Below are 22304 nucleotides of genomic sequence, written 5' to 3'. Positions count from 1 at the left end.
CGGGGAAGCGGACCCCTTCGTCGGGGCAATCCGATGCCTACCGAGGTTCCGGAGAGCGTCGAGCCCGCGCAGGGCACGAACGAGGATGCCGAGCAGCGATCGAACGATCCGCAGCCGTCGAACCCCGCAGCCGGCACCTCGAACGGCGCCCCCGCGAACGAAGGGGCTGGCGTCGACTGGTCGGCTCCGACGCCGCCGCGGTCCCCTGCAGCGGGTACGCCGACGAACTCCCCTGCGCCGGGAACGCGCGCTGCAGCAGCGGCTGCCGCAGCGGCAGCCCCCGCCCTCCCTCAGACCGATGTGCCAGCACCGGCACAGTCGCCGGCACCGATGACTCCCGCATCCGCGGACGCCGGACCCGTTCCTCTGACGCCTCCCCCCGCTCGGCAGACCCCGCGCACCGAGCCGCAGCTTCCCGTCGTCCCGCCCGCACCTGTGCGGACGATCCCCGCCGGGGGATCTTCGACTGTGCCGGCAGCAGCGGCTCCGACGACTCCACCCGCGTCCGCTCCGCCCTCCCAGCCCGCCGCGGTTCTGCAGACGCCCGGCGCAGCCGTACCCCTCACGCCGACGCTCCCGGGAGCGCATGAACAGCCTGCAACAGCACCTCTCCGCCCCTCGACCGCAGCGCCAGCGGGAGCGGCGGGAGCACCGAGCTTCACCGCTCCCCCAGCGACCATCCCGTCCGCACCGGCCGCGGGCGCTCCGGACACGCGGCCCACCGCGATTCATTCGTCACAGTCGCCCGCCCAGGCACAGTCGCCGGCCCAGGCACAGTCGTCGGTCCAGGCACCGGCGCAGGCGCCGGCTCCCGCCGCGGCGGCAGTGCCCCCGATCCCGCCCGCAACGCTCGCCTCCGGCACCACCGCACTGACACAGGCGGAAGCAGCAGCGTCGTCGCGTCGCCGCCAGCGGGAACAGGGGATCCAACGCCGCTCCTTCCTGCAGGAGGAACGGCGGGAGGAGCCCGCCCGCCGCGGCGGTCGCGGATTCCTCAATCGTGTCGGGTTCTCTCTCGGCCCCAATGCGCGTGAGCGCGCGGTGCGCGACGACGAGCATGAGGTCAGCCGCCACTGGCCCGGCCCGCGCACCGTCGCCGTCGTCAACGGCAAGGGCGGTGCCGGCAAGACTCCCGCCACGGTGCTGCTGTCGGCTGTGTTCGCGCAGTATGGCGGCGCCGGCGTGCTCGCCTGGGACAACAATCAGACCCGGGGCACGCTCGGATGGCGCACCGAGACCGGCGCTCACGACCGCACTCTGCTCGAGCTCCTGCCGCAGACGCAGCGTCTGCTCGGCGCCCAGGGCCAGTCGGCCGACCTGGCGCACTTCGTGCACCACCAGCCGCAGGAGAAGTACGACGTGCTGCGGTCCAAGCCCATCCGGCTGGCACATGAGAATCGCCTCAGCCCGGCTGACGTGGATTCGATCCACGCGGTCGCCGCGAAGTTCTACCGACTGATCATCATCGACTCGGGCAACGACGAGTCCGATCCGATGTGGTTGCGCATGATCGACCTCGCGGATCAGATCGTCGTCGCCACGACGACGCGTGACGACCATGCAGAGGCCGGAGCACTTCTTCTCGAAGCACTCGAGGACCGCGACGAGCGCTCAGCCCGCCTCGCGCGCGATTCCGTGGTCGTGGTCAGCCAGGCCGACCCCAAGGCGTCACCGGCCGAGGTCGCGGAGGTCGTCGCCGGGTACCGCCCGCTGGCGCGCGAAGTCGTCGACATCCCGTTCGATCGGGAGATGGTCGACGGACACCTGCGTCTGCGTGCGCTCTCCGCCGCCACCCAACAGGCGTGGCTCTCGGCCGCAGCCGCGGTCGCGCGCGGTTTCTGACACGCGACCGCGCGTCTCGTCTCAGGACCGCAGGCTGTCGACCCAATTGCGGAGCAGCTGGATGCCGGCCTCGCCGGACTTCTCCGGGTGGAACTGCGTCGCCGACAGCGGACCGTTCTCGACGGCCGCGAGGAAGGGATCGCCATAGGTCGTCCATGTCAGCACCGGCTGCGGGAAGGGCGGGATGACGTCGAGCTCCCATGACTGCGCGGCGTACGAGTGCACGAAGTAGAAGCGCTCATTCTCGATCCCCTTGAAGAGCACTGAGTCGGCGCCGGGTTCGACCGTGTTCCAGCCCATGTGCGGCAGCACCGGCGCGTTCAGCTCGGTGACGGCCCCCGGCCATTCGCCGAGACCCTCCGAGTCGTGGCCGCGCTCGACGCCATGCGAGAAGAGCACCTGCATGCCGACGCAGATACCGAGAACAGGTCGCCCACCGGCGAGCCGCCGATCGATGATCTCGTCACCGCCGTGCGCGTGCAGCGCGTCACGAACGGCCTGGAAGGCGCCCACACCCGGCACGACGAGGCCGTCGGCCTCGAGCGCCTCCTTGCGGTCGCGCGTGAGCACGGCATCCGCCCCCGCCGCGATGAGAGCCTTCACCGCAGAGTGGACATTGCCGGACTCGTAATCGAAGACGGCGACCCGAGGAGCTGCGTTCACAGCGCACCCTTGGTCGACGGGATCCCGTCGACCAGCGGATCGAGCGCCTTGGCCTGGCGGAACGCACGCGCGAAGGCCTTGTACTCGGCCTCAGCGATGTGGTGTGGGTCGCGCCCGCCGAGCACACGCACGTGCACGGTCAGACCGGCGTTGAACGTGATGGCCTCGAACGAGTGGCGCACGAGCGAGCCCGTGAAGTGACCCCCGATGAGGTGGTGCTCGAAGCCGGCAGGCTCTCCGGTGTGCACGAGGTAAGGGCGGCCGGAGATGTCGACGACGGCCTGCGCCAGGGCTTCGTCGAGCGGGACGAGGGCGTCGCCGTAGCGGGAGATCCCGGACTTGTCACCCAGCGCCTCTCGGATCGCCTGACCGAGCACGATCGAGATGTCTTCGACGGTGTGGTGCGCGTCGATCTGCGTGTCGCCGGAGGCGCGCACGGTGAGGTCGGTGAGCGAGTGCTTCGCGAACGCCGTGAGCATGTGGTCGAAGAACGGCACCGACGTGTCGATGCGGCTCGCACCGGTGCCGTCGAGGTTCAGCTCGAGCTCGACGGTGGACTCCGACGTGCTGCGCACACGCGTGGCGGTGCGCGGGGTCTGGGCGGGGGTGCTCATGAAGCCGATCCTATCGAGGCGAGGGCATCGAGGAACGCGGTGGTCTCCGCCTCGGTGCCGGCGGTGACGCGGAGGTGTCCGGGGATTCCGACGTCGCGGATCAGCACTCCCCGGTCGTACAGCTGCTGCCAGATCTTCTGGGGCTCTGCGACTCCCCCGAAGAGCACGAAGTTCGACCAGGACTCGTGCGGCGTGTAGCCGAGAGCCTCGAGGGTCGCCGAGATCCGATCGCGCTGCTCGACGATCTCCTCGACCATGCCCAGCATCACGTCGGAGTTGCGCAGCGCTGCGACCGCCGCGGCCTGCGTGAGCGCACTGAGGTGGTAGGGCAGCCGCACGAGCCGCAGGGCGTCGATGAAGGCCGGGTCGGCTGCGAGGTAGCCCACGCGGGCACCCGCGAACGCGAACGCCTTGCTCATCGTGCGCGAGACCGCGAGACGTGGGCGCTCCTCGAGCAGGGTCAGCGCGGAGGCAGCATCGCGAGGGGCGAACTCCTGGTATGCCTCGTCGACCACGACGATTCCGCTGGACGCCTCGTAGACCGCTTCGACGACGTCGAGGCCGAGCGGCGTGCCCGTCGGATTGTTCGGCGAGCACAGCAGGATCACGTCGGGGTCGATCTCGGCCACCTGCGCGGCCGCTTCGTCCGGTGTGATCGTGTAATCCGGCTGCCGGGAGCCCGCGATCCATCGTGCTCCCGTGCCCTGCGAGATCAGCGGATACATCGAGTAGGTGGGTGCGAAGCTGAAGGCCGTACGACCAGGGCCGCCGAACGCCTGCAGGATGTGCTGAAGGACCTCGTTCGATCCGTTGCCAGCCCAGATCTGACTGGCGTCGAGGCCGTGGCCGAGGTACTCGGCGAAGCCCTCGCGCAGCGTGGTGAACTCGCGGTCGGGGTAGCGGTTGACATCGCGGAGAGCGACGGCGATGTCATCGAGGATGTCACTGGCGACCGCGTCCGGAACCGGATGCGTGTTCTCGTTGACGTTGAGAGCGATCGGGAGCGGCGCCTGAGGAGCTCCGTACGGCGTGAGCCCTCGGAGGTCGTCGCGAAGGGGGAGGTCAGCGAGTGATGCAGTCACCCTTCCCATGGTAGGCGGCGTGAACCTCACAGACGCGCGTGGTGACGGAGAATGAAGTCCACGCCACGACCCGCTCGATCGATCACTCCGAGTACTGCGCGGGGATCGCCAGTTCCTGGCCGATCTGGAGAGCGCCGCCCCGAAGCAGGTTCAGTCTGGTGATGTCTCCGATCACCTCGCGGGGGTCTGCGCCCGGCGCGATGCCTTCTGCGATCGACCAGAGAGTGTCCCCTGGCATCACGGTCACGGTCGCGAATGACGCCGTCGCGACCTGCTCCCCCGAGGCCATCGCACTGCCGCCGCTGAGCGCGGCGAAGGCGATGCCAGCTGCGAGCGGAACTGCGGCCAGCGCGAGCACGACCCGACGACCGCGCACCGTCAGGCGGAGCTTCGTCGCCGGACGCGCCGGGAGGACTGCTGCGTTGCTGAAGGTGATGGTGCTCATGTCGTGCTCCTCTGCATCTACCGCCTGGACGGTGAAGTTGGCGTAGCGTTCGCATCCGCGCCTCGGCCGGGAGCCGTGAATGCGAAGCTACGTTCCGAAGTTATCTTCGAATTCGAACATCTGTCAAGCGTTCTTCGAAAAAGTGACCCGTGAATCAGGAGACACGCTCGAACAGATCTTCCACATCTGCCCGATTCTCGGATACGGTTTCGATACGAACACCCCACCACGGGCCTCCGACATTCGAACTGAGACGCCGGAGTCGCACACCTGAGGAGCACCATGAGCGACAACTCCGCCATCGACGCCGACGTCCCGCGCACTCGTCGCCGGAAGAGCCTGAGCCCCAAGCAGATGGCGATCCTCGAGGTCATCCAGACGTCGATCAGCAGGTACGGCTACCCGCCGAGCATGCGTGAGATCGGCGATGCGGTGGGGCTCAAGTCGCTGTCGAGCGTGACGCATCAGCTCGGGCAGCTCGAGCTCAGCGGCTACCTGCGACGCGACCCCGGCAAGACCCGTGCCATGGAGGTCCTGATCGATCTTCCCGGCACGAGCGGCGAGAACCCGGCCGACGTCGCGACGCCCGTGGGCGATGCCGCCCTGGTTCCCCTGGTCGGCCGGATCGCCGCCGGCGTGCCGATCACCGCTGATCAGCAGGTCGAGGAGATCTTCCCGCTCCCCCGCCAGCTCGTCGGCAAGGGCGATCTCTTCATGCTCAAGGTCTCGGGAGAGTCGATGATCGACGCTGCCATCTGCGACGGCGACTGGGTCGTCGTCCGCTCGCAGGGCAGCGCGGAGAACGGCGAGATCGTGGCCGCGATGCTCGACGGCGAGGCCACGGTCAAGGTGCTGCGCCGCCGCGACGGCCACACCTGGCTGCTGCCGCGCAACTCGGCATTCGAGCCCATCCTCGGTGACGAGTCCGTCATCCTCGGAAAGATCGTCGCGGTGCTGCGCGCCGTCTGACGCCTCCGAGCCCGCGTTGCGGGCACCACGCCTAGGCTCGAACCATGTCATCGCCGTTCGGTACCTGGCCCTCCCCTTTCTCCGCCTCCCAGATCGCTGCGTCCTCTCCGAGGATCGACGGATCAGCGTTCGTCGGCGACGAGATCTGGTGGGGTGAGTCGGTTCCTTCCGAAGGCGGGCGATTCACCGTACGCAGCTCGACCGGCGCCGAGATCCTGCCTGCGCCATGGAGCGCCCGCTCCCGCGTCCACGAGTACGGCGGCGGAGCCTGGGCCGCGGATTCCGAGGGCACCCTCTACTTCGTCGATGCGAAGGATCAGCGGGTGCACCGGATGCGCCGCGGAGCGCGCCCCGTGCCGCTCACCCAGGCGGGCCCCGCTCACGGTGGTCTGCGACTGCAGCAGGGGCGGCTCCTCGCCGTCCGCGAGGACCTCACCAAGAACCCGCATCGTCGCGGCATCGTCGAGATCCCCGTCGACGGCTCCGCGGCAGAGGATCCGTCACTGGTGACGACCGTCGTCGACGGCGAGGGGTTCTATGCGCATCCGGCGCTGTCGCCAGACGGGTCACGGGTCGCATGGGTGCAGTGGACGGGCGCACGGATGCCGTGGCAGCATGCCACACTCGCCATCTCAGACGGGATCGACACCGTCGAGCTGTCCACGCGCGCCGCCCTGCAGCCCGAGTGGACCGGGGACGACGAGCTGCTGTACGCGGACGACCCGAGCGGGCGCTGGGCGCTGTACCGGCTGCAGCTGGACCGCAGCGGCGGCGCACGCCCTGCCGTCCGTGTCGACGACGTCGATGCGGACACCGGGTACGGCCTGTGGGTGCTGGGCAACCGCTGGTATCGGCCGCTCGACGACGGCCGGATCGTCTCGGTGCGCACGAACGGACGCGACGAGGTGGTCGTGCTCGACGCGGACGGACGTGCCCGTGTGCTCCATCTCCCCGCCGACGGCCATGTCAGTGTCGACGATGTCTCCGGATCCCGGGTCCTGCTCTCCGGGAACAGCTCGACCACATCGCCCGGCGTCTGGTGCGTCGACCTCGACTCCGACGAGGTGATCGCGGTCGCCGGCGCGGAGCCGACCGATCCGGCGTGGATGCCGCCCGCATCGCCGATCCTCCTCGACGGCACGCACGGCCCCGTGCACGCGTTCGCCTATCCGCCGGCCCATCCCACGGAATCGGCTCCGGAAGGAGAGCTTCCTCCCTATGTCGTGCTCGTGCACGGCGGCCCCACGGCGCATGTGACGGGCGCCGTGTCGGCCGTGATCCCCTTCTACACGAGCCGCGGAATCGGTGTGCTCGACGTGAACTACGGCGGTTCCACCGGATACGGGCGCGCATACCGCGAACGGCTCGACGGACAGTGGGGCGTGGTCGATGTCGACGATGTGATCACGGCCGCTCGCGGCCTCGCTGAGACGGGTGTCGCGGATCCCGCGCGCATCGCGATCCGCGGTGGCTCCGCCGGCGGCTGGACGGTGCTCTCGGCTCTCGTGCGCGGAGGGACGTTCGCCGCAGGGATCAGCCGATACGGAGTCACGGATCTTCGGATGCTGGTCGAGCACTCCCACGACTTCGAAGCGCCCTACATCGAGGGTCTGGTCGGTCCGCTACCCGAGGCCGAGGCGCTCTACGTCGACCGCTCCCCGTTGACGCACGTCGATCGGATCGACGTGCCCGTGCTGCTCATGCAGGGGGCGGATGACCGTGTCGTGCCGCCCGCGCAGTCGGAAGCCGTGCGCGACGCTCTGGAGGCTCGGGGCATCGATCACGAGTACGTCCTGTACCCGGGTGAGGGACACGGATTCCGCTCGAGCGAGACGATCGTCGACGCCCTCGAGCGGGAGCTCGCGTTTCTCGGGCGTGCGTTCGGATTCACCCCGTCGAGCTGATCAGTCCCCGGTGCGGTTGCGCAGGCGCATCGCCCGCTCGGCCTCGCGTGTGTCCTGACGCTCGCGCAGGGTCTGACGCTTGTCGAACTCGCGCTTGCCCTTCGCAAGGGCGATCTCGACCTTGGCGCGCCCGTCGGAGAAGTACAGCTTGAGCGGGATCAGCGTGTAGCCGCCGGCCGACACGGCATGCTGCAGCTTCGCGATCTCCTCACGATGCAGCAGCAGCTTGCGGATGCGCTTGGCGGAGTGGTTCGTCCAGTGGCCCTGCGAATACTCCGGGATGTGCACGGAGTCGAGGAAGACCTCGTTCCCCTTCACGAACGCATATCCGTCGCTCAGGTTCGCGCGCCCCTGGCGCAGCGACTTGACCTCGGTGCCGGTGAGCACCATCCCCGCCTCGTACGACTTCTCGATGTTGTAGTCGTGACGTGCGCGACGATTGGTCGCGATGACCTTCTCCCCGCGTTCCCTGGGCATGATTCTCTCCTGATCCGCGTCGCGCAGTGGTTCCAGAGCCCGATCCCGGGCGCACGACAGCCTGTCAGTCTATACCGACGACGCTCCCGCAGTCGACGCGGTCAGGTACGCAGCCAGCGACGGATGGCGAAGCCGGCCGACAGCGCCGCCAGGATCACGCCGATACCGATCAGCACGGGCACGACGACTGCGGCATCCTGCATCGACACCCAGGTGGTGATGAACGGGACTCGCCCTCGCAGATAGCCGTTGACGCCGAAGTGCACGCCTGCGACCACGGCGGCGCTCGCGAGCACAGAGCCGAGGAAGGCGGCGAACACGCCCTCGAGCACGAACGGTGTCTGGATGAATCGGTTGGACGCGCCGACCAGGCGCATGATGCCGATCTCCTTGCGTCTGGCATATGCAGACAGCCTGATGGTCGTGCCGATCAGCAGGATGGCGGCGATCAGCATGAGCACGGCGATGCCGACGGCGATGTACGTGGCGACCGTCAGCGCGGAGAACAGCGGCTCGAGATACTGGAGCTGATCCGTGACCTGCTCCACGCCCGCTACACCGTTGAACGCCTCGGCTATCACCTGGGACTGGCCAGGATCCTTCATGGTCACGAAGAACACCTCGAAGGCCTGCTCGGGGGTGATGACGCTCGCCTGCTCCTGACCCAGCTGCTCCACGAGCTTCGCGTAGGTGTCTTCTTTGGAGTCGTAGCTCACCTCGCTGATGAGCGGTGCGAGCGCCTCGCCTTCGAGCTGGGCACGCACGGCGTTGACCTGCTCTTCCGAGGCGCCGCCGTCGACGCACGTGTTCTGCTCCGAGATGTCGGAGCACATGTAAACCGCGACCTGCGCGCGCTCGGTCCAGTAGCCGCGCATCGTGCCGATCTGGGCCTGCATCAGGATCGCGGCGCCGACGAAGGTCAGCGACACGAAGGTGACGAGAACGACGGAGATGACCATCGAGATGTTGCGCCGGAGGCCTCCGAGGGCCTCGGTGAGGATGAGTCCGATTCTCATGAGGTCGGCCCCACTTCCTCGGCGCCGTCGTCGGACAGGCCGAGACGATCGGCGACGCCGAGCTCGGCGACGTCGACCTGCGGCAGCAGGATCGGGTGCGTGAGCGGCCCGACGGATGCCGCAGCCTCGGCGGGCCTCTCGTCGGCGACAGGCGGCTCGAGGGGCGCGGCCTGCGCCTCAGGAGTCTCGGATGCCGTGGGCACGGCGTCGGACGATGCGGCAGCGGCCTTTCGCTGCGCGCTGAGCTCCTCCGCGAGCGCAGCCCGGACGACCGACAGGTCGGCCGTCTGGCGCTGCACCTCCTGCACCGCGGTGAGAGCGGCGGCTGCCGCAGCTCCTCGGACTTCTTCGGGGACGAGACGGGGGATGTTCGAGGTGTCCCCGTACCCGCCGTGCACCTCGTCTCGCACCATCTCTCCGTCACGGAGCTCGATGACTCGACGCTGCATCTGATCGACGAACGCGGCCTCGTGCGTGGCCATGAGAACGGTGGTGCCGCCGGCGTTGATCCGCGCGAGCAACTGCATGATGTCGACCGAGGTCGCAGGGTCCAGGTTTCCTGTGGGCTCATCCGCGAGCAGCACCTGGGGCCTGTTCACGAGCGCCCTCGCGATCGCGACGCGCTGCTGCTCTCCACCGGACAGCTCGTGCGGCATCCGCTTCTGCTTGCCGTCGAGCCCGACCAGAGCAAGTGCCTCGGGCACCGCCTGCTGGATGAATCCACGCGAGGATCCCGTCACCTGCAGCGTGAATGCGACGTTCTGGTAGACGGTCTTCGACGGCAGGAGGCGGAAGTCCTGGAACACGGACCCGATGTGGCGACGGAAGTACGGCACCTTTCGGTTCGCGAGGGATCGCAGGTCGCGTCCGAGCACGGCGACGCGGCCGGTCGTCGGCACGTCCTCTCGGAGGATGAGTCGCAGACAGGACGACTTGCCGGACCCCGATGCACCCACGAGGAAGACGAACTCCCCGCGCTGTACTTCGAAGTCGACAGCGGACAGGGCGGGCCGTGAGGTCCCGCGGTAGCGCTTCGTGACGTTCTCGAACCGAATCATGGCTGTTCGAGCCTAAGCGCGGGGTGTCCCGTGCCCGCGAGCGACACCCCGCGCACCCCCGGAGTGTCGCCCCGCACTGCTATACATGGAGGTGCCGATCCATGCCGTCCGCGTGGACCACGACTCCGAGGGGGAACCATGACGACGCCTGCAGGCTGGTATGACGACGGATCCGGGCGCCAGCGCTGGTGGGACGGCACGCAGTGGACCGAGCATTTCGCTCCGATCGCGGAGCCCGCAGCAGCCGAGGCAGAGTCTGCGGCGACCGAGCCTGAGACTTGGGCGGCCTCGGCCGACACATCGTTCTCCGACTCCGCTGCGGCAGGCAACGACACGGCGGCGACCGATGACGGTGCCGCCGGCGATGCATCCCCCGCAGTCGACACGACCCCCGAGTCCGCAGCAGCCGCCGAGACCGCGGCAGCGCTCGACTCCGTGGCGGCCGTCGAGAGCCCCTCGTGGAACGCCCCCGCCTCCGAGTCCGTCGCAGGCGACTCGGGCTCGGACTCCTCGTCGCCCGTCGGCGAGCCCACAGCTCCCGACACCGCCGCATCGTGGTCGGCCCCCGAGACTCCTTCCGACACGTCTTCGACGGAATACACCGCGCCCGGTGCCACCCCGCCCCTCGACGGGAATGCCCCGCCGTATGCGAACGCGGCACCCGCCTACCCCGGCAGCGCGCCCGCCTACCCCGCCTACCCCGGCGCCGCGGACGCAGGTCAGACGCAGGCCTACGCCGCGCCCGGCTATCCCGGAGCGGCACCCAGCCACCCCGGCGCAAGCGCTTACGCGCCCGCAGGCCAGGCCTACGGCGCCGCGGGCGCCTACCCGCCCGCATACGCAGGTGGCGCGCCCGCAGCGGCCACCAAGCCGTCCATCCTCGGCATCGTCGGTCTCGGCCTCGCAGCACTCGGCACGATCCTGTCGTGCATCCCGGTGATCTTCGGGTTCGGATGGCTGCTGCTCGCCGCGGGCTTCATCGTGTCGCTGATCTCCCTCTTCCTGAAGGGAAAGAAGTGGCCGGGCATCTCGGGCCTCATCCTCTCTGTGGTCGGTGCGATCATCGCGATCGTGATGTTCTTCGTCATCGTGTTCGCGACGGTCTCGGACGTCGTCCGCGATCTTCCGACTGCACCGCCGTCCAGTGATTCCGACACCGACAACGGCACCGACCCCGGTACCGACGAAGGCACGGACGACGGAGACACCGGCCCCACGGACGTCGTCGAGGGCGAGCTCGGTTCCCCCGTCACGATCGAGCAGATGTCGGGCACGAGCGAGGTCACGATCAACTCGGCCACGTGGACGACGTCCGACGGTTCCAGCATCCCCTCCACCAACGGCGGCTACGTGGTCCTCGATGTCACGTTCACCGGCATCTCGGGCACGAGCTACATCAACCCGTTCTACTTCGCGCTCGAGACCGCCGAAGGCGCCGAAGGCACCTACGACTACTACGTCGACGGAATCGTGGCGGAGGAGCTCGCGGCAGGAGACACCGTCAGCGGCAAGATCACCTTCGACGTCGCGCAGAGTTCCTCGTACGTGATCACCTTCACCGATGAACTCCTGCAGGACGTCGCTCGCGTCTCGTTCACTCCATCGGCGGGCTGAGCTCCGAGCACGGAGTACCGGTCATGACGACCCCGGCGGGCTGGTACGACGATGGTTCAGGCCGACAGCGCTGGTGGGACGGAATCGCGTGGACGGAGCACACCGTCACCGCGCAGGTTCCGGCCACCGCGCAGGATCCTGCCACGACGCCGGCTTCTGCCACCGCGCAGGGACAGAGTTCGGCACAGCCTCCCGTCGCACCGCGCACGCCCACTGAAGGCGTCGCCAAGCCCGCCGTCGACGCCTCCGGGCATTCGACGGCGGGCGTGGCTCGGGTCGTCGGCAGCGCCCAGGCCTCCGCAACCGAGTCCGCCACGTTCGAGCCCCCATATGTTCTGCAGACGGCGCACTCGACCGACGCCGACCCCGGGCTCGCTGCAGGTGCGCCCGTCTGGGGCCACGCTCCGATGTACGGCCAGCAGGGCTCGGCCTATCCCGCGCAGGGCCTGGGTGTTCCGTTCGGAGTGCCCACTCCCCCGCAGACGAAGCCGAGGGTCTCCGTTCTCGGCATCATCGGCCTCGCCGTCGCGGTGATCGGACTCGTCGTCTCCTGCTTCCCGCCGATCGCGCTCGCGGGCTGGGTGCTGTTGGGCGTCGGCTTCGTCGTCTCCCTGGTGTCGGTGTTCCTCCGTGGAACGAAGTGGCCCGGAATCCTCGGTATCGCCGTGAGCGTTCTCGGAGCCATCGTCGCGCTCGCGGTGATGCTCCTGTCGCTCAGCGTGGCCGCGCCCGGCGCGACAGTCCCGACGTCGTCGCCCGACTCCTCGTCGTCCGATGACGAAGAGCTCGATGGGTCGGCGACAGAGGGCACCGAGAGGGTTTACATCAACGACCTCGAGGTCGGGCACTGCCTTCCCCTGGTCGAGTGGGAGGACGAGGTCTACGACCTTCCCGTCGTCCCGTGCGATCAGCCGCACACCGACGAGGTCTATTTCATCTTCGATGCGCCGGACGGCGACTTCCCCGGCGACGCCGAGTTGCAGACCCTCGCGACCGAGCGCTGCGATCCCGCCTTCGAGGAGTTCATCGGCATCCCGTATGCGGACTCCGAGCTCGACAACTACTGGTTCGTGCCCACCGAGACGTCATGGAAGCGGGCGAACGACCGCGCCATCCAGTGCATCGTGTTCAGCTACGAAGACGTCACGGGGACGCTCGAAGGCGCCGCCCGCTGAGACGAGCTCAGTCCTCGTCTTTGCGCTTGCGCCAGCGGATGCCCGCCGAGATGAACCCGTCGAGATCGCCGTCGAACACAGCTGCGGGGTTTCCCGACTCGTGCCCGGTGCGCAGATCCTTGACGAGCTGCTGGCCGTAGAGGAAGTACGAGCGCATCTGATCGCCCCAGCTCGCCGTGATGTTGCCGGCGAGTTCCTTCTTCTTCGCGGCCTCCTCCTCCTTCTGGAGCAGCAGGAGGCGGGTCTGCAGCACGCGCATGGCGGCGGCGCGGTTCTGGATCTGCGACTTCTCGTTCTGCATCGAGACGACGATGCCGGTCGGGAGGTGCGTGAGGCGCACGGCGGAGTCGGTGGTGTTGACCGACTGCCCACCCGGCCCGGAGGAGCGGAACACGTCGACGCGGATGTCGCTCTCGGGGATGTCGACCTCGGTCGCCTCCTCCATGAGCGGGATGACCTCGACCGCGGCGAACGACGTCTGACGCTTGTCGGCAGAGCCGAACGGGCTGATGCGGGCCAGACGGTGCGTGCCGGCTTCGACCGAGACGGTGCCGAACGCGTAGGGCGCGTCGATCTCGAACGTCGCCGACTTGATGCCGGCGCCCTCAGCGTACGAGGTGTCGAGAACCTTGACGGGGTACTTGTGACGCTCGGCCCACCGCAGGTACATGCGCATGAGCATCTCGGCGAAGTCTGTGGCGTCGTCGCCACCGGCACCCGAGCGGATCGTGATGATGGCCGAGCGCTCGTCGTACTCGCCGTCCATCAGCGTCTGGACCTCGAGCTGGTTGATGATCTCGGTGAGAGCGCTGAGCTCGGCGCGCGCCTCGACGGCCGATTCCTCATCGCCCATCTCGTTCGCGAGTCCGACCAGGACCTCGAGGTCGTCGAGTCGCGAGCCGATGCCCTCGACCCTCGCGAGCGCCGACTGGCGGTGGCTCAACGCGCTGGTCACCTTCTGGGCGCGCTCGGGGTCGTCCCAGAGGTCCGGCACGCCGGCTTCCTCGCTGAGGCGTGCGATGTCGGAACGGAGCGTATCGACGTCGATGACCTCGCGAATGTCACCGTAGGTGAGTCGCAGGGCCTGGATGTCGGCGGAGAGATCGAGTTCGAGCATGTCGCGTCCAGCCTAACGTGCCGCCTGTGCGGGCGGGGACGGGTTGGAACGGGAGTAGCGTGAAACGAGTGAGCAGCGCATCCACGGTCCTGAGACGATTCGGACCGATGGTGTACCTCCCCACCGTCCTGTTCTCGCTCGGCGAGGGAGCGGTCATCCCTCTGATTCCCGTGATCGCGGCGCGCATGGGAGCGGATGTGGCGTTCGCCGCACTCGTCGCCTCCGCGCTGGTCGTGGGTCAGCTGTGCGGAAACCTGCCCGCGGGCTGGGCCGTATCGCGCATCGGCGAGCGGTTCACCATGGTCATCGCGGGAGCGATCGCGATCGGCGCAGGTGTCGGCATGGTCTTCGCTCCGTCATTGGGCGTGCTCGCGGCCTCCGTCTTCCTGCTCGGCTTCTGCGCCGCCGCCTTCGGTCTCGCCCGTCACGCCTTCATGACGACGAGGGTGCCGATCGCGTTCCGCGCCCGTGCGCTCTCGCTGCTGGGCGGCAGCTTCCGACTCGGGATCTTCATCGGCCCGTTCGTCGCCGCGGGTCTCCTGCAGCTGTTCGGGGCAGAGACCGCAGCGATCTGGTTCTTCCTCGGGTGCCTGGTCGTCATGGTGGTTCTCGTGCTGTTCGGTCCGGACCCTGAGAAGACGATCCCGCCGACCACCCCAGTGCGCACCGCTCCTCTGTCGGAGGACTCCGGCGAGCCGGTCACCGGCGCGATCCCGACCGTCGGTCGCACAGGCATCTTCCGCACGATGTGGCAGCAGCGCACCGTGCTCGGACGCCTCGGCCTCGCCGCCGCATCGCTCTCGGCGGTGCGGTCAGCGCGGCAGGTCGTGCTGCCGCTCTGGGGGCTCTCACTGGGCCTCGACGCGTCGACCATCGCCCTCGTCGTCGGAATCTCGGGGGCGATCGACTTCGCCCTGTTCTACGCGAGCGGGCAGGTGATGGACCGGTTCGGTCGCCTGTGGGCGGCGATGCCGGCGATGGTCCTCATGGGCGCCGGATTCCTCGCGATGTCGTTCACCCACGACCTCGATGCCGCGGTGCTCTGGTTCGGCATGTTCGCTGCCGTCCTCGGAGTGGGCAACGGCCTGTCGAGCGGCATTCTGCTCACTCTCGGAGCCGATGTCGCTCCGAAGACCGAACCCGCCGCATTCCTCGGCTCGTGGCGCACGTTGACGGATGCAGGCGGCGCCGTCGCTCCGCTGATGGTGTCGGGGATCATCGCGATCGCGTCCCTGCCGATAGCGGCCGCGGCCATGGGCGTGATCGGCCTGGTGGGCGCCGGAGGCTTCATCCGGTGGATCCCCCGGTTCGTTCCCCGCGCGAAAGAGGAGCCCTCGTGAGCGCTGAGCTCGCCGCAGATGTCCACCGCCTGGTGTTCGGGGCCGTGGCGGCTTCCGACGTCGAGCGGGCGGCGAAGGCAGACTTCGCGACGTTCTTCCCCGACGAGCATGGCCCCGTGTCCCGCGACGACGGCCCCGACCACGCCACAGCGTCAGCCCTGGTGTTCGATCCGACACTCACCCGCACGCTCCTCGTGTTCCATGCCAAGGGACGGTTCTGGGTCCAGCCGGGCGGCCATCTCGAGTCCGGCGATGCGTCGATCGCGGATGCCGCGTTGCGCGAGCTGCGGGAGGAGACCGGTGTCGTCGTGCCAGATCTCACCGCGCCTCTCGTGTACGACCTCGATCATCACGGGCTCTCCTCGGCATTCGGCCGGTGTTCCTCCCATCTCGACATCGGGGTCGCCGTCGTCGTCTCGGATGACGCGGCGCTGATCGTGAGCGACGAGTCGGAGGACGTGCGGTGGTGGCCGATCGGTGCGCTCCCCGATCAGGTTCCGCCGGGCTTCGGCGGGCGCGTGCGGAGACTGCGCGACCGGCTTCTCGTCTGACAGGTGACAGGCTCTGCCGGGCCGGGCATCATCTCAGCGCCGTGCGACTCGTCCCCGTCGCCTCCAGCCGCACACCGTCGGGGACGAACAGCGACAGCAACGGCGGATCCCATTCGGCGGCGACCGTCACCCGCGCCGAGAGCCCGTCGGGCGCGGTGGCTGACAGCAGATTCGCGTCGCCCGGCCACGCGGCGACCAGCGCGAGCGCCTGCCCTCTCACGCCGTCATCAGTGAGGTCGGCACGCGCCGTCTCCCCGTCGACGACCAGTGTGAAACCGTCGGCCCCGGCGAGCGCAGCCGCGTCGGCGAGCGCATCGAGCCGCTTCTGGGAGATGTACAGGTCTGTGGCGCACACACTCACGAAGATGAGTGCGAGAGCGAGCAGCGCGTATCCCAGGGTGAGGAGCAGCACGCTCCCGTCGTCTTCTCTCATCCCCCGCCCCACAGCCGCGAGACCTTCTGCACCGCGGTTCCCTCGACGGAGACGGATGCCGCCTCATCCAGCCCGAAGATCGCCGGGATCAACGGCAGCGATACCTTCGCTGCGACCACGACCGTGATCGTCGCGCCCGCGGAGGGGCATGCCGCGACCTCGGGAGTGCACGTCACGGACACCTCGGCCGAGTCGGGGTCGATGCCGTACTGCTCCGAGACGCTGGCGAGCACGCGTTCTCCGCTCAGCTCTGCGTTCTCCGCGTCCGGTGCGAGGGCGATGGCCCGAGCTGTGTGTCGGGCTGCCGCCTCCGCGCCGAGCGTCTGCTCCTGGATCGCACCGAGCGCGATGATCAGGTAGACGAGAGGGACGAGCAGCACCACTCCGACGGCGATGAACTCGAGCGCCGCCGAGCCGTCGTCATCCATCCTCGAACGACTCCTCCGGAGCATGGGCTTCCACCTCCATCGCGAAGGGGATCCCGAGCAGCCCGATCACCGGCAGCGTGGTCCGCACACGCACGTCGATCGTCGGCTGCCCGAGCGACGTCGAACGCCCGACTGTCACGTCCTCGGCATAGGCCCCTCCGACGGCACGGATGATCTGGTCTCGCGCACGCTCTGCGCCGTCTTCGAGGCTCGTGTCGGCGAGTGCCGCGTAATACGCACCTTCGACAGCCGAATCATGTACGACGTTGCGGACGTACACCGCGAGCGCGAGCTGCAACACGGCGAGGGTCAGCAGGGTGAGCAGGGTCCCCACCATCACGAACTCGACGGGACTGGAACCTCGTTCGTCGAAGAATCGATGACGGTTCGTCGGGTCGGGCATGCGATCGCCACCCGTCAGATGCCCGACACGCGCTGGATCGCCTGCTCGAACAGGGTGCTCAGCGCCGGACCCGCGACTGCCCAGATCAGCACGACGAGTCCGGCTGTCATCAACGTGACGAGCACCCATCCGGGCACGTCGCCGCGCTCGTCGTCGAGGAACTGGCGCGCTATGGCAGTCCTGCCTCCCTGCCTGTGTCGAAAAGTGTTCATGTCGTCCTTTCGTGGAGTGCTCAGCCGATGCCGAGTCGCAGAATGAAGAGGCCCGGATAGATGGCGAAGAGCACCGAGAGCGGGAGGATCAGGAACACGAGCGGGAGGAGCATCAGGATCTCCTTGCGGCCGGCCTGTTCGATCAGCACGCGCTTGGCGTCCTCACGTGCGTCTTCCGCCTGCGCGTGCAGGACGCCCGACAGCGGCGCACCGTGTTCGAGCGCGGCGACGACCTGATCGATCGCGCGCGCGAGTCCGGTCAACTGCAGACGTCCCGCCATCTCACCGAGCGCGTCGGCGAGGGAGGAGCCCGTGCCGACTGCCACCACCACTCGGCGGAACTCGACGGTGAGTTCGCCCGAGCCGACCGCCGCCACGCGGCGTACCGAGTCGAGGAATCCTTCGCCCGCTGAGAGACAAAGCGCGAGAAACTCGAGTGTCGTCGGCAGCTCATCGGTGAGCCGTGCTCTACGTGACCTCACGCGGGCGGTGAGGTGCATGTCATAGCCGACCCCCGCGCAACTTCCGAGCAGGACCGGGAGCAGAGCGATCGGAGGACTCATGCGCCCGGCTACAGCAAGCACGATGAGCGCGAGCGCCCCGCTCATGATCCCGCCGAGCACCCAGCCGAGCTGTCTGCCGCGGAAGGTCGCGTGGTCGACGGAGAGACCGGCCTGGGCGATCCTGCCCCGCAGCGCCTCGCCACCGCCGAGCAGTCTCTCGAACATCGCCGACGAACGGCTCCAGGGCGATCCTCCCCCGCCGGGAAGGACTCCTGCTCGCGGGAGGGCGCTCTCCGGCAGCCGTTCGTCGGCGACGGCGTCTCGCACGTAGGGAGCTATCCGCAGCGTCAGCGATGCCGCCGACCACCGTGGGAGCGTCGCGAGGATGCACAGCAGTCCTGCAGACAGTGCCCCGCCGCCGAGCACCGCGACAGCGAGCGAAGACAGGAGACTCATCCGAACCACCGCCCTGGTTCCGGCAGGCGCCCGATCCGGATCATGATGCGGTATGCGATGACGGATACCGCTGCGCCCAGGCAGATCACCACCACACCTTCGGGTGTGCCGTAGGCGGCGGCGCCTTCGGGCCGCAGCACCAGGAGGCCGAGGATCACCCACGGCGCGACGGAACCGAGGACGGCCGCACCGCGGATCCACGACTGACGAGCCTCGACCTCTCCTCGGAGAGCAGCATCCGCACGCACCGACGACGACAGCGCCCGCAGGACGCCGACGAGCTCGGTACCGCCCACCTGCCTCGCCATCCGGAGCGTCTCGACGATGCGGTCGGCGATCGGATCGGCCAGCGATGACTTCAGCCGATCGAGGCTCGTCTCGAATCGTCCCGTCGCCCGCAGATCCAGCGCGAACACGATGAAAGCGGGCCTCATCATCGTGGGCGAGGTCTCGCCCAGACTCGCCACGGCGTCCGGCAGCGAGAGCCCTACGCGGATGGACGCGATGAGCAGGTCGCAGACGTCGGGCCATAGCTGGCGACGCAGTTTGCGCAATCGCAGGCGACGCGACCGCAGGAACACGACCGGAGCCACCGCCGCGGTCGCACCGGCCAGCGCGGCGAGGATCGGGATCGCGGTGACGAGCCAGACGACGGATGCGGCGCCGAGCGCGACCAGAGCCGCGATGGCCAGGAGCGCGCGAGGGCGGACGCTGCCGAAACCCGCCTCTTCGAGCATGCGGACGACGACTCCCCGCCGCTTGGCCTTCTCTTCTTCAGGGCGCGGCGGCCAGAGCCAAGGCGACGCGCACAGCAGCACGCCGGCGGCGAGCAAGGCACCGAGCAGAGCCGTCACCCCTGGCCCCCGACCCGTCGAAGGTCGCCGCGCAGCCCCGCACTCGCAGCCGCGCCCTGCGCATACACAGACCGGGTGACGAGTCGGCCGTCGAGGACCTCACCCGTCGGCGCTATGACCTCGTTCACTCGTCTGACACCGTCGCTGCCGCGCACGCAATGCACCACAAGGTCGACTGCGGAGGCGAGCGCCGGCGCTATGAAGGAGCGGTCGATGTTCCTGCCTGCCAACAGCGGCAGGAGCGTCAGCTTGTCGAGCGCGTCGGCTGCCGAACTCGCGTGCACCGTGGCCGCACCCGGCACACCGGTGTTGAGTGCGAGGACGAGGTCGAGCGCCTCCGCATCCCTGACCTCTCCCACCACGAGGCGATCGGGACGCATTCTCAGTGCCTCCTTCACCAGCCTGCGAAGTGTGATCTCGCCTGTTCCCTCCAGACTCGCCTGGCGTCCTTGCAACGAGACGACGTCAGCGCCGTCCACGGCGAGCTCGAACGTCTCCTCGACCGTGATGATGCGCTGCTGATCCGCGCAGGATGCGAGGAGAGCACCGAGGAACGTGGTCTTGCCCGCGTGCGTCGCCCCCGACACGATGACGCTCATCCCGTCGATCATCGCCTGACGCAGAGTCGCCGCGAGGTCGGCGGAGAGCGCGCCGTGCTCCACGAGCGCATCGAGCGATCGGTAGCGCGGAAGGAACTTGCGGATGTTCACCGACCAGGAGCCGCGCACCACATCCGCGATGGCCACATGCAGTCGTGACCCGTCCGGAAGCGATGCGTCGACGAAGGGCTGGCTGATGTCGACCCGGCGACCGGTCGACTGCAGCATCCGCTCGACGAGGTCCCGCAGTTGCGCGTCGCTCAGCCGCAGCGCGAGCCGCTGCGAGACACCTCCCCGCGCGACATGGATGCTCTCGGGGCCGTTGAGCCAGATCTCCTCGATCTCAGGGTCGTCGAGCAGCGGCTGAAGCACCCCGAATCCGCTCACAGCGGCAAGGACATCGCGCACGCACGCGGCCTCGTCATCGATCGGAGTCTCACCTCGAGCGAGCGCGACATCGTTGAACCGGCGCACCTCGGCGAGCGCGACGGCGCGGGCGACCTCCGCATCGAGCGACGGGTCCGTGCCCTCGGCACGGAGGCGCTGACGGACACGCTCGATGACGAGGACGGAGGGGTGGGTCACCCGAGCATCCTCGCAAGGATCCCGATCCCGCCTCCGGAGTTATCCACAGCACGGTCCCCTCGCCTGCGGGCGGATCCTCAGCTACGCATGATCCCCCGATCAGTAGACTGATTTCACCGCGCGGGAGTGGTGAAATTGGCAGACACGCAGGATTTAGGTTCCTGTGCCCTAGGGCGTGTGGGTTCAAGTCCCACCTTCCGCACCGATCAGTCGCATGCCGTGCGGCCGACGACTTGACCGCCGCACAGCGCACTACGACGGGAAATCCATGCATCACGCCGCTCTCATCCCCTGGCTCGACCCCGCCACCATCATCGGCTCGGCCGGCCCCTGGGCGCTCCTCGTGGTGTGCTTCATCGTCTTCGCCGAGACCGGTCTGCTGGTCGGCTTCCTGCTGCCGGGCGACACGCTGCTCGTCATCTCGGGTCTGCTGTCGCACCCGATCGCCGGCTCCGAGCACGGTGTCTTCGGCATCAACGTCTGGATCGTGGCTCTGCTCATCGGACTGTCCGCCTTCGTCGGTGGTGAAGTCGGCTATCTGATCGGCCACAAGGGTGGGCCTGCGGTCTTCGAGCGCAAGGAATCGGGCCTCTTCAGCAAGAAGAACGTCGAGCGCACCAACGCGTTCTTCGAGCGTTTCGGCGGCATCACCGTCATCCTCGCCCGCTTCGTGCCGATCGTCCGCACGTTCGCGCCGGTCGCCGCCGGCGTCGGCCACATGCCGTGGCGCCGCTACACGCTCTACAACCTCATCGGCGCCATCCTCTGGGGCTTCGGCCTCACGATGTTCGGCTACCTGATCGGTTTCATCCCGCCCGTCGCGCACTTCGTCGAGAGCTACATCGACCTGATCCTGCTCGCGGCCGTGGGCGGCACCGCGCTGGTCACGCTCTGGCACTACCTGTCCGAGCGCCACAAGGCGAAGAAGGAGGCCGCGGCCGGCGAGGGCGAGACCGACGCCGCCGAGGCGGAAGAGCTCGCGCTCGACCCCGAGGTCTTCGACCGTGCCCCCGACCTCGACGGCGACGGCAAGCACTGACCTCGAAAGGTTGAGAAGGGCGGGCTGAGTTCTCAGCCCGCCTTCTTCTTGCTCGGGCTCTTCTTAGTGCTCGCCTTGGTGTCGGCTGACTCCGAACGCGCAGCCTTGGTGCGCGCGACGCTGGCTCGCAGCGCCTCCATGAGATCGATCACTTCACCGCTCTTGGCGTCGCCCTCTGCCTCCCCGAACGTCTCCGACACGTCGAACGTGTCACCCGCCTCGATCTTGGCGTCGATCAGGGTGCGCAGCTCCTTCTGGTACTCGTCGACGAAGGACTCGGGGTCGAAGTCGGCCGAGTAGCTGTCGACGAGAGATGCCGAGAGCTCGAGCTCCTTCTTCGAGATCCGGACGTCCTCATCCAGCGCCGGGAACTCCGCCTCGCGCACCTCGTCGGCCCACAGCAGCGTCTGCAGCACCAGCACCTTGCCGCGCACTCTGAGCGCCGCAAGACGGGTCTTCTGCCGCAGGGTGAACCTCACGATCGCCGTGCGGTCGGTCTGCTCGAGGGTCTTGCGCAGCAGCACGTAGGCCTTGGGCGACTTCGAGTCGGGCTCGAGGTAGTACGGCTTGTCGAGGGTGAGCAGATCGACCTGATCCGACGGCACGAACTCGACGACGTCGATCTCTCGGCTCTTCTCGGCGGGCAGCGCTGCCAGGTCGTCCTTCGTGAGCACGACCGTCTGCCCCTCGTCGACGTACGCACGATCGATGTCGGCATACGCCACCGTCTCGCCGCACACCTCGCACGTGCGCTGATACCGGATACGACCGCCGTCCTTCTCGTGCACCTGATGCAGCGGCACGTCGTGGTCCTCCGTCGCGGAGTACACCTTGACCGGCACGTTCACGAGGCCGAAGGTCAGCGCGCCCTTCCAGATCGTTCTCATGCCCCCAGTGAACACCAGGCGCCCCGGTCGCGGCCAGT

General features: G+C 68.4%; 24 protein-coding genes and 1 tRNA gene. 9 read left to right on the top strand and 16 right to left on the bottom strand.

Features of this window, described 5'->3' with window-relative positions:
* Positions 1–33 precede the first annotated feature (33 nt).
* On the top strand, positions 34–1842 hold the full coding sequence (locus ACQ4LY_RS11965) for an AAA family ATPase (RefSeq protein WP_431071773.1): 1809 nt from the start codon (positions 34–36) through the stop codon (positions 1840–1842).
* Positions 1843–1863: 21 nt separating this feature from the next.
* Here ACQ4LY_RS11965 and hisH read toward each other — a convergent pair whose 3' ends face one another.
* From hisH to ACQ4LY_RS11945, 4 genes are all read right to left on the bottom strand, one after another.
* On the bottom strand, positions 1864–2505 hold the full coding sequence (hisH, locus tag ACQ4LY_RS11960; RefSeq protein WP_431071771.1) for an imidazole glycerol phosphate synthase subunit HisH: 642 nt from the start codon (positions 2503–2505) through the stop codon (positions 1864–1866).
* Positions 2502–3119, bottom strand: a complete 618-nt coding sequence (gene hisB / locus ACQ4LY_RS11955) for an imidazoleglycerol-phosphate dehydratase HisB (protein ID WP_341954504.1) — start codon at positions 3117–3119, stop codon at positions 2502–2504. Before hisB ends, hisH begins: the two co-directional genes overlap by 4 nt.
* Complete coding sequence (locus ACQ4LY_RS11950; protein ID WP_431071768.1) at positions 3116–4210, bottom strand: histidinol-phosphate transaminase; 1095 nt, start codon at positions 4208–4210, stop codon at positions 3116–3118. The genes hisB and ACQ4LY_RS11950 overlap by 4 nt, the downstream gene beginning before the upstream one ends.
* A 73-nt stretch (positions 4211–4283) precedes the next feature.
* Positions 4284–4646 carry a LysM peptidoglycan-binding domain-containing protein gene (locus tag ACQ4LY_RS11945; RefSeq protein WP_431071766.1) on the bottom strand — a complete coding sequence of 121 codons (363 nt, stop codon included), beginning with the start codon at positions 4644–4646 and terminating at the stop codon, positions 4284–4286.
* Positions 4647–4928: 282 nt separating this feature from the next.
* On the opposite strand from ACQ4LY_RS11945, the gene lexA reads away from it, so the two are divergent.
* Positions 4929–5615 carry a transcriptional repressor LexA gene (lexA, locus tag ACQ4LY_RS11940; RefSeq protein ID WP_431071764.1) on the top strand — a complete coding sequence of 229 codons (687 nt, stop codon included), beginning with the start codon at positions 4929–4931 and terminating at the stop codon, positions 5613–5615.
* A gap of 44 nt (positions 5616–5659) precedes the next feature.
* On the top strand, positions 5660–7519 hold the full coding sequence (locus ACQ4LY_RS11935) for a prolyl oligopeptidase family serine peptidase (protein WP_431071762.1): 1860 nt from the start codon (positions 5660–5662) through the stop codon (positions 7517–7519).
* On the opposite strand, the gene smpB is transcribed toward ACQ4LY_RS11935, so the two are convergent.
* The 3 genes from smpB to ftsE all read right to left on the bottom strand — a co-directional run bounded on the left by smpB (position 7520) and on the right by ftsE (position 10070).
* A complete protein-coding gene (smpB, locus tag ACQ4LY_RS11930; RefSeq protein WP_056312202.1) occupies positions 7520–7996 on the bottom strand; it encodes an SsrA-binding protein SmpB in 477 nt (158 codons plus the stop codon). It lies immediately after the preceding gene.
* Positions 7997–8097: 101 nt separating this feature from the next.
* Entirely contained in the window at positions 8098–9012 is a 915-nt protein-coding gene (gene ftsX, locus ACQ4LY_RS11925; RefSeq protein WP_431071760.1) for a permease-like cell division protein FtsX, read from the bottom strand.
* On the bottom strand, positions 9009–10070 hold the full coding sequence (gene ftsE / locus ACQ4LY_RS11920; RefSeq protein ID WP_431071758.1) for a cell division ATP-binding protein FtsE: 1062 nt from the start codon (positions 10068–10070) through the stop codon (positions 9009–9011). The genes ftsX and ftsE overlap by 4 nt, the downstream gene beginning before the upstream one ends.
* Before the next feature lie 138 nt (positions 10071–10208).
* On the opposite strand from ftsE, the gene ACQ4LY_RS11915 reads away from it, so the two are divergent.
* Both ACQ4LY_RS11915 and ACQ4LY_RS11910 read left to right on the top strand, forming a co-directional pair.
* Complete coding sequence (locus tag ACQ4LY_RS11915; protein ID WP_431071756.1) at positions 10209–11684, top strand: DUF2510 domain-containing protein; 1476 nt, start codon at positions 10209–10211, stop codon at positions 11682–11684.
* A gap of 23 nt (positions 11685–11707) precedes the next feature.
* Entirely contained in the window at positions 11708–12859 is a 1152-nt protein-coding gene (locus ACQ4LY_RS11910) for a DUF2510 domain-containing protein (RefSeq protein WP_431071754.1), read from the top strand.
* A 7-nt stretch (positions 12860–12866) separates the two neighbouring features.
* On the opposite strand, the gene prfB is transcribed toward ACQ4LY_RS11910, so the two are convergent.
* Entirely contained in the window at positions 12867–13976 is a 1110-nt protein-coding gene (prfB, locus tag ACQ4LY_RS11905; RefSeq protein ID WP_431071752.1) for a peptide chain release factor 2, read from the bottom strand.
* 107 nt (positions 13977–14083) lie between these two features.
* On the opposite strand from prfB, the gene ACQ4LY_RS11900 reads away from it, so the two are divergent.
* Positions 14084–15316: an MFS transporter gene (locus tag ACQ4LY_RS11900; RefSeq protein ID WP_431075679.1), complete on the top strand. Its 1233-nt coding sequence runs from the start codon at positions 14084–14086 to the stop codon at positions 15314–15316.
* Positions 15313–15867, top strand: a complete 555-nt coding sequence (locus tag ACQ4LY_RS11895; RefSeq protein ID WP_431071750.1) for an NUDIX hydrolase — start codon at positions 15313–15315, stop codon at positions 15865–15867. The genes ACQ4LY_RS11900 and ACQ4LY_RS11895 overlap by 4 nt, the downstream gene beginning before the upstream one ends.
* Before the next feature lie 28 nt (positions 15868–15895).
* On the opposite strand, the gene ACQ4LY_RS11890 is transcribed toward ACQ4LY_RS11895, so the two are convergent.
* The 7 genes from ACQ4LY_RS11890 to ACQ4LY_RS11860 are packed head-to-tail and all read right to left on the bottom strand — an operon-like array spanning position 15896 to position 20340.
* Complete coding sequence (locus tag ACQ4LY_RS11890; protein ID WP_431071748.1) at positions 15896–16300, bottom strand: hypothetical protein; 405 nt, start codon at positions 16298–16300, stop codon at positions 15896–15898.
* Complete coding sequence (locus tag ACQ4LY_RS11885) at positions 16297–16728, bottom strand: TadE family protein (protein WP_431071746.1); 432 nt, start codon at positions 16726–16728, stop codon at positions 16297–16299. The genes ACQ4LY_RS11890 and ACQ4LY_RS11885 overlap by 4 nt, the downstream gene beginning before the upstream one ends.
* Positions 16721–17131 (bottom strand): TadE/TadG family type IV pilus assembly protein, encoded by a 411-nt coding sequence (locus tag ACQ4LY_RS11880; protein WP_431071744.1) that lies wholly within the window; start codon positions 17129–17131, stop codon positions 16721–16723. Before ACQ4LY_RS11880 ends, ACQ4LY_RS11885 begins: the two co-directional genes overlap by 8 nt.
* A 14-nt stretch (positions 17132–17145) precedes the next feature.
* Entirely contained in the window at positions 17146–17343 is a 198-nt protein-coding gene (locus tag ACQ4LY_RS11875; protein ID WP_431071742.1) for a hypothetical protein, read from the bottom strand.
* A 20-nt stretch (positions 17344–17363) separates the two neighbouring features.
* Positions 17364–18302, bottom strand: a complete 939-nt coding sequence (locus ACQ4LY_RS11870) for a type II secretion system F family protein (RefSeq protein WP_431071740.1) — start codon at positions 18300–18302, stop codon at positions 17364–17366.
* Positions 18299–19156 (bottom strand): type II secretion system F family protein, encoded by an 858-nt coding sequence (locus ACQ4LY_RS11865; protein ID WP_431071738.1) that lies wholly within the window; start codon positions 19154–19156, stop codon positions 18299–18301. The genes ACQ4LY_RS11870 and ACQ4LY_RS11865 overlap by 4 nt, the downstream gene beginning before the upstream one ends.
* The gene (locus tag ACQ4LY_RS11860) at positions 19153–20340 is read right to left on the bottom strand and encodes a CpaF family protein (protein WP_431071736.1); all 1188 of its coding nucleotides are present in this window, start codon (positions 20338–20340) and stop codon (positions 19153–19155) included. Before ACQ4LY_RS11860 ends, ACQ4LY_RS11865 begins: the two co-directional genes overlap by 4 nt.
* 120 nt (positions 20341–20460) lie before the next feature.
* On the opposite strand from ACQ4LY_RS11860, the gene ACQ4LY_RS11855 reads away from it, so the two are divergent.
* Positions 20461–20542 (top strand) — tRNA-Leu (locus ACQ4LY_RS11855).
* 66 nt (positions 20543–20608) lie between these two features.
* Positions 20609–21379: a DedA family protein gene (locus tag ACQ4LY_RS11850; protein ID WP_431071734.1), complete on the top strand. Its 771-nt coding sequence runs from the start codon at positions 20609–20611 to the stop codon at positions 21377–21379.
* A gap of 32 nt (positions 21380–21411) precedes the next feature.
* On the opposite strand, the gene ACQ4LY_RS11845 is transcribed toward ACQ4LY_RS11850, so the two are convergent.
* Complete coding sequence (locus ACQ4LY_RS11845; protein WP_120493966.1) at positions 21412–22266, bottom strand: Ku protein; 855 nt, start codon at positions 22264–22266, stop codon at positions 21412–21414.
* Positions 22267–22304 lie beyond the last annotated feature (38 nt).

This window comes from Microbacterium phyllosphaerae (assembly GCF_050628115.1).
GTDB classification, from domain to species: domain Bacteria; phylum Actinomycetota; class Actinomycetes; order Actinomycetales; family Microbacteriaceae; genus Microbacterium; species Microbacterium phyllosphaerae_A.
This window is presented reverse-complemented; position numbering and strand designations above follow the sequence as displayed.

What these genes read in the sequence shown, in the direction of transcription:
- ACQ4LY_RS11950 (WP_431071768.1), bottom strand. Translation starts at nt 4,210, where the DNA reads ATGGGAAGGGTGACTGCATCACTCGCTGACCTCCCCCTTCGCGACGAC.
- ACQ4LY_RS11910 (WP_431071754.1), top strand. Translation starts at nt 11,708, where the DNA reads ATGACGACCCCGGCGGGCTGGTACGACGATGGTTCAGGCCGACAGCGC.
- ACQ4LY_RS11845 (WP_120493966.1), bottom strand. Translation starts at nt 22,266, where the DNA reads ATGAGAACGATCTGGAAGGGCGCGCTGACCTTCGGCCTCGTGAACGTG.
- ftsX (WP_431071760.1), bottom strand. Translation starts at nt 9,012, where the DNA reads ATGAGAATCGGACTCATCCTCACCGAGGCCCTCGGAGGCCTCCGGCGC.
- hisB (WP_341954504.1), bottom strand. Translation starts at nt 3,119, where the DNA reads ATGAGCACCCCCGCCCAGACCCCGCGCACCGCCACGCGTGTGCGCAGC.
- ACQ4LY_RS11900 (WP_431075679.1), top strand. Translation starts at nt 14,084, where the DNA reads ATGGTGTACCTCCCCACCGTCCTGTTCTCGCTCGGCGAGGGAGCGGTC.
- ACQ4LY_RS11885 (WP_431071746.1), bottom strand. Translation starts at nt 16,728, where the DNA reads ATGGATGACGACGGCTCGGCGGCGCTCGAGTTCATCGCCGTCGGAGTG.
- ACQ4LY_RS11915 (WP_431071756.1), top strand. Translation starts at nt 10,209, where the DNA reads ATGACGACGCCTGCAGGCTGGTATGACGACGGATCCGGGCGCCAGCGC.
- lexA (WP_431071764.1), top strand. Translation starts at nt 4,929, where the DNA reads ATGAGCGACAACTCCGCCATCGACGCCGACGTCCCGCGCACTCGTCGC.
- ACQ4LY_RS11965 (WP_431071773.1), top strand. Translation starts at nt 34, where the DNA reads ATGCCTACCGAGGTTCCGGAGAGCGTCGAGCCCGCGCAGGGCACGAAC.
- ACQ4LY_RS11875 (WP_431071742.1), bottom strand. Translation starts at nt 17,343, where the DNA reads ATGAACACTTTTCGACACAGGCAGGGAGGCAGGACTGCCATAGCGCGC.
- ACQ4LY_RS11935 (WP_431071762.1), top strand. Translation starts at nt 5,660, where the DNA reads ATGTCATCGCCGTTCGGTACCTGGCCCTCCCCTTTCTCCGCCTCCCAG.
- ACQ4LY_RS11870 (WP_431071740.1), bottom strand. Translation starts at nt 18,302, where the DNA reads ATGAGTCTCCTGTCTTCGCTCGCTGTCGCGGTGCTCGGCGGCGGGGCA.
- ACQ4LY_RS11850 (WP_431071734.1), top strand. Translation starts at nt 20,609, where the DNA reads ATGCATCACGCCGCTCTCATCCCCTGGCTCGACCCCGCCACCATCATC.
- ACQ4LY_RS11880 (WP_431071744.1), bottom strand. Translation starts at nt 17,131, where the DNA reads ATGCCCGACCCGACGAACCGTCATCGATTCTTCGACGAACGAGGTTCC.
- ACQ4LY_RS11945 (WP_431071766.1), bottom strand. Translation starts at nt 4,646, where the DNA reads ATGAGCACCATCACCTTCAGCAACGCAGCAGTCCTCCCGGCGCGTCCG.
- prfB (WP_431071752.1), bottom strand. Translation starts at nt 13,976, where the DNA reads ATGCTCGAACTCGATCTCTCCGCCGACATCCAGGCCCTGCGACTCACC.
- ftsE (WP_431071758.1), bottom strand. Translation starts at nt 10,070, where the DNA reads ATGATTCGGTTCGAGAACGTCACGAAGCGCTACCGCGGGACCTCACGG.
- ACQ4LY_RS11890 (WP_431071748.1), bottom strand. Translation starts at nt 16,300, where the DNA reads ATGAGAGAAGACGACGGGAGCGTGCTGCTCCTCACCCTGGGATACGCG.
- smpB (WP_056312202.1), bottom strand. Translation starts at nt 7,996, where the DNA reads ATGCCCAGGGAACGCGGGGAGAAGGTCATCGCGACCAATCGTCGCGCA.